The following is a 4,306-nucleotide window of genomic DNA, read 5'->3' as shown; positions in this document are numbered from 1 at the left end:
CTTTTTGTTTGTCGCTGTTTGGAACGGCAAAAATTCCGCCGTTAATTACGGAGTTGCCGCCTACGCGTCCCATCTTTTCTAGGATTAGGACTTTATTGCCCTTTTCGGCTGCGGTGATACCGGCTGCTAGTCCTGCAAAACCGGAACCGACGATAACTACGTCCCACTCTTCGTCAAATTTGACGTCTTTAGCATTAACCGCAGCATTTGCGTTTACGGAGCCGAGCGCTAAAGCTCCCGCGCCAACTAGGCTCATTTTGAGCAGATCACGTCTTGAAACGTTTTCCATGATGTCTCCTTTATTTTACCGTTATACGGTTTTTTCAGATGCCTAATTTTGGGAGAATTATACCCAAAGTTAAATAAAAGCAAAATAATATTATTTAAAAATTGTTTTTAAATTTTAAAAAACCGCCGCCGCTAAAAAGCCGCTTGTCGGCTGCCTACTAGCTCTAAATTTAGACAAATTTTAAATTTAAATCTCTACTAAAATTTTGTGCGCTATGAAAGCGTGTATCCTGCGCCGGATAAAAGACCCGCTAAAAGCAGGTCTTCATTTCTCGCAAAGCTTGCCGCATGCGTCGGCGCGGCATCTGCTGCAGTGAGTCATTTGATGAATGGAGCCGCCGATGAGCTTTCGCATACTGCGAATTTCTTCGTTTGATGGCGATTTGATATTTGCAAAAGGGGTGTCATGCACGGGGATCATCGCCATGCAGTTCATGATATCGGCCTGCCACTCTTTGGCCTTTTTCGCGATTTGCGGGACATGATCCATATTTACGCCAGGTATTACGACCGTATTGATCTTTACGATCATACGGGCTTCTTTTAGCTTGCGGATCCCCTCCTCTTGGCACGCCTGAAGAATTCTAGCGCCCTCTTCGCCGTGGTAAATTTTGTTTTTGTGGCGCACCCACGCATAAATTTTGCCGCCCACTTCGGGCGTTACGGCATTGACCGTTACTGTCACGTGGCTCACGCCGATCCGCACGATATCATCCACATGCTCGGGCAGGGACAGGCCGTTTGTGGATAGGCAAAGTAGGGCGCGAGGGAGACGGACTTTGCATTTTTCAAAGGTCGCTAGGGTCTTGTCGGCATCGCACATAGGATCCCCGGGTCCTGCGATACCGATGACTGAGATATCCTGTCTAAATTTAAATAGATTTTCCACGTATTCCACGGCTTCGTCAGGGCTTTGCACCCTTCCCGTTACGCCGGGGCGATTTTCGTTGGCGCAGTCGTAGATGCGGTTGCAAAAATTGCATTGGATATTGCAATGCGGCGCTACGGGAAGGTGCACGCGCCCGTAGGCGGCGGACGCTTTTTTGCTAAAGCAGGGGTGGTTGTCGAAGGAGGGTTTAGCGAAAAAATTCATCAATCTTTTTTCCTTCCGAATTTGATGGCATCCGCGTGGCAAACATCCATACAATCGCCGCAGTTCGTGCAGTTCATCTCGTCCGGTCTCGTGCCCATTTCGCATTTGCGCAAACAGGCGTTGCAGTTGTCGCAGGCGTCTGTTTTATAAACGCGAAATATTGAAATTTTACGCAGTAGCTCCATTATGCCGCCGCTAGGACAGGCGAAGCGACACCATAAATTTGCGACGATCAAGGACGCGGCGATGAGAGCTGCGACGACGGCAGTGCGAACCTCCCAGTACCAGTCGGAAAATTTAAAGGACATGATAACGGCGTTGAGATACTCGTCGCTGGTGCGGATAGGGATCATGACGCGAGGGTTGCCGTAGATAAAATATACGCCCGCGCTAAGCAAAACGGCTAGAACCATGCCTATTTGCGCATATTGTAGCTTTCTGTTATTTTTTAGCTTGAGCTTAAAAGCGGCAAATTTGCCGAGCATTTGATTTACGAATCCGCCTGGGCAAAGCCAGCCGCAAAACGCGCGCCCTAGGAAAATAACCAGCACGGGTATAAACAGCCAAAAGCCGAAAAACACGGTCGCGATCCGCCCCCAGCACGTAACGATCGGACAGGATTGGCAGTTTACGAAAGGCACGATAAAAGGGCATCTAAAAATCCCGTAATACGCCCATTGCCCGATCGCGCCGATAAAAATCAGCTGCACCAAACGACGAATTTTAGTTAGCCTAGAGACTTTTTTCATCTTTGCCATATTTACTATACTAAACATCTTTTACACCAAACCTTTCTATGAGTTCAAGCCCACGCGCCGAATGGATGGAGGTAAAGCCGTGTCGCTCGAAAATTTCCTGCCCCTCTACGGAGCAGACGAAGTCCGCGAAGTCGTCGGCTAGCTTCTCGTCCTTTACGTACTTCATGATATTTAGCGTAAAGGTAAGCGGCCCGGGCGGAATTAGTTTTTCGTCGATAGGCATATATTCGATTTTGTCTTTAAACCTATCGTGCGTCGTTAGGCGCTTTTCGATGATGGACGCATCGCCCTTGCCCTCTACCAGATCGCACATCATGGTGATTACGCACGCTCCGTTGGCGACCATATTTTTCATAACGGGCCCTGTGAGACCTGAATTTTTCAAAATTCCCTTTACCGGTCCGCTGCCCGGAGGCGATGCCCTTAGCGGAAGTATCACTCGCACGCCGGGCTCTGCCAAATCCTTCAGATCGCGAATGCCCGCGGGATTGCCCTTTGGTACTACTAAAACATAGTCGGTAAAACATAGCGGTCTAAAGCGAAGGCTAAGCCCAGCTTTGCGTAGTTTTTGAGACAGCTCCAAAACGCGAGCGCCGAAAACCTCCGTCTTGCCCTGCAAGGCTAGCAGCGACTTCCCGAGCGCCCCCGCAAAGGCGCCGGTGTACTGGATATTATGCCCCGTTTTGGACTCGTATGCTGCGTTTATCTGCGCAAAAGCCTCAGATAACCCTCCGCACGACCAAACCTGCAGCGAATCGGGCTTAAACGGCGTGAAGCCTGCGAGCATAGATTCGGGTCCGGCGATGGCTGCCGCTGCCAAAGCTCCTTTTAAAAAGCCGCGACGAGATTCGTCTACTTCTTTAAATTTCATCTAACCTCTCCTTTCTTTGGTTTGTTTTTAAATTTAGAAAATTCTTCATTTTAAAATTTCGAGCAACCCGCTTAGAGCAGTTCTATAAACGCTTCTAAACGCGTTCGAATTTGCCCGACGTCTTGCTTGGAGTAGTCAGTCTCCAGACTCATATAGCTTACTCCCGCTTCTTTGCTTGCCTCCTTTATTTTATTTGTCTCGATCGCGTAGGTGTGGCAGCCGCTTAACACGATGTCAACGACGCCGTCCGCTTGATACTCGCGTACGAAATCCTTGATAACCTCTGAGCGTGCGTCGTTTTGATACATCACCGAACATGGAATTTTAAGGTAGCGTTCGGCGATATTTGCGACCAGATCGCCCTTTGTTTGCACTTGGTTTTGATAGCCTTTGGTGCCGGAGCAGTTTTCAAAGGCCACTACGTCCGCGCCCAGCTCCTCTATCTGCTTGATAACCTTTTCATACACGCCTCCGCTTGGACAGCCGGTGATGATGATGCGCTTTTTGCGAGTTTTCGGCGGCGTCATCTCCTTCGCGGCGGCTATGTAGGCGCGTATCATTTTAAGCTTCTCCTGCTTGTCGTATATGAAGTCGCTCGCAAATGAAATTTGATGAATTTCGCTGCCCGCTACCGGCATCGGATTTAGTTTGCCAAGCTCTAAAAGCTCCAACATCACCTTGCGCTCTTCGTTGTAAATTTGCACCGCATCGAGCAGCGCTTCATCGGTGATTTTCGTATCAAATTTTTGCTCTAAAACTTTGCGAAATTCTCTAAGCTCGTCGGTAAAAAGCTCCAAGCTCTTGCCACCGGTCATATTCGGCAGCTGCAGCACGTGGACGTCCTTATGCTTTGCCAGCAGCTCATACATCTTTTTCTTGCCGTCGCAGGTCGTTTCGCCTATGACGAGATCGCTGGCGTTCATATAGGGGCATTTTTTAGTAACTGCATAGCCGTAGCTTGCCTTTATTAGCGGGCAAAGATTACGCGGAAGCTCGGCATGAGCGGCGTCTATCGGGCTTTCGTCATAGGCGCAAAGCCCAACCGGCACGGCGCCTGCGGCGTAAATGAGCTCCTTTGGCGAATAGGTGCAAAACATTCCCACTACGTGTTTGCCTTGCTCTTTTAGATCGTGCAGAGCCATTGCGTTGCGCTTTTTAAGCGCGTCAAAATCCATCTTCATCTCGTCTCCTTTGAAATTTCATTTGCTTTGCGTGCGCCGATAAGCGAAGCGCCCATCGCGCCGCAGTAGATTGCGTTTTCGTGAGTAAAAATTTCAGCCCCCAGATGCTCGCCTA

Annotated in this window: 5 protein-coding genes; all 5 read right to left on the bottom strand. The window is 49.2% G+C overall.

The annotated features are described in order from the left end of the window. The coding region (locus tag Q0369_RS01380) for an FAD-dependent oxidoreductase (protein ID WP_298094965.1) at window positions 1-289 on the bottom strand (289 nt) is incomplete at its 3' end. A 264-nt stretch (window positions 290-553) separates the two neighbouring features. After that, window positions 554-1,381: a radical SAM protein gene (locus Q0369_RS01375; protein ID WP_298094969.1), complete on the bottom strand. Its 828-nt coding sequence runs from the start codon at window positions 1,379-1,381 to the stop codon at window positions 554-556. Then, on the bottom strand, window positions 1,381-2,157 hold the full coding sequence (locus Q0369_RS01370; RefSeq protein ID WP_298094962.1) for a 4Fe-4S binding protein: 777 nt from the start codon (window positions 2,155-2,157) through the stop codon (window positions 1,381-1,383). Before Q0369_RS01370 ends, Q0369_RS01375 begins: the two co-directional genes overlap by 1 nt. Further along, entirely contained in the window at window positions 2,150-3,010 is an 861-nt protein-coding gene (locus tag Q0369_RS01365; RefSeq protein ID WP_298094959.1) for a substrate-binding domain-containing protein, read from the bottom strand. Before Q0369_RS01365 ends, Q0369_RS01370 begins: the two co-directional genes overlap by 8 nt. Before the next feature lie 71 nt (window positions 3,011-3,081). Further along, window positions 3,082-4,191, bottom strand: a complete 1,110-nt coding sequence (locus tag Q0369_RS01360; protein ID WP_298094956.1) for a double-cubane-cluster-containing anaerobic reductase — start codon at window positions 4,189-4,191, stop codon at window positions 3,082-3,084. Window positions 4,192-4,306 lie beyond the last annotated feature (115 nt).

The sequence above is a fragment of the uncultured Campylobacter sp. genome (assembly GCF_938030685.1).
Taxonomy (GTDB): domain Bacteria; phylum Campylobacterota; class Campylobacteria; order Campylobacterales; family Campylobacteraceae; genus Campylobacter_B.
Note: the sequence above shows the minus strand (reverse complement) of the source record. Positions and strands in the feature narration are given on the sequence as shown.

Excerpts from the sequence above, each read along its gene's own strand:
- Q0369_RS01375 (WP_298094969.1), bottom strand. The coding sequence starts at position 1,381 with ATGAATTTTTTCGCTAAACCCTCCTTCGACAACCACCCCTGCTTTAGC.
- Q0369_RS01370 (WP_298094962.1), bottom strand. The coding sequence starts at position 2,157 with ATGTTTAGTATAGTAAATATGGCAAAGATGAAAAAAGTCTCTAGGCTA.
- Q0369_RS01365 (WP_298094959.1), bottom strand. The coding sequence starts at position 3,010 with ATGAAATTTAAAGAAGTAGACGAATCTCGTCGCGGCTTTTTAAAAGGA.
- Q0369_RS01360 (WP_298094956.1), bottom strand. The coding sequence starts at position 4,191 with ATGAAGATGGATTTTGACGCGCTTAAAAAGCGCAACGCAATGGCTCTG.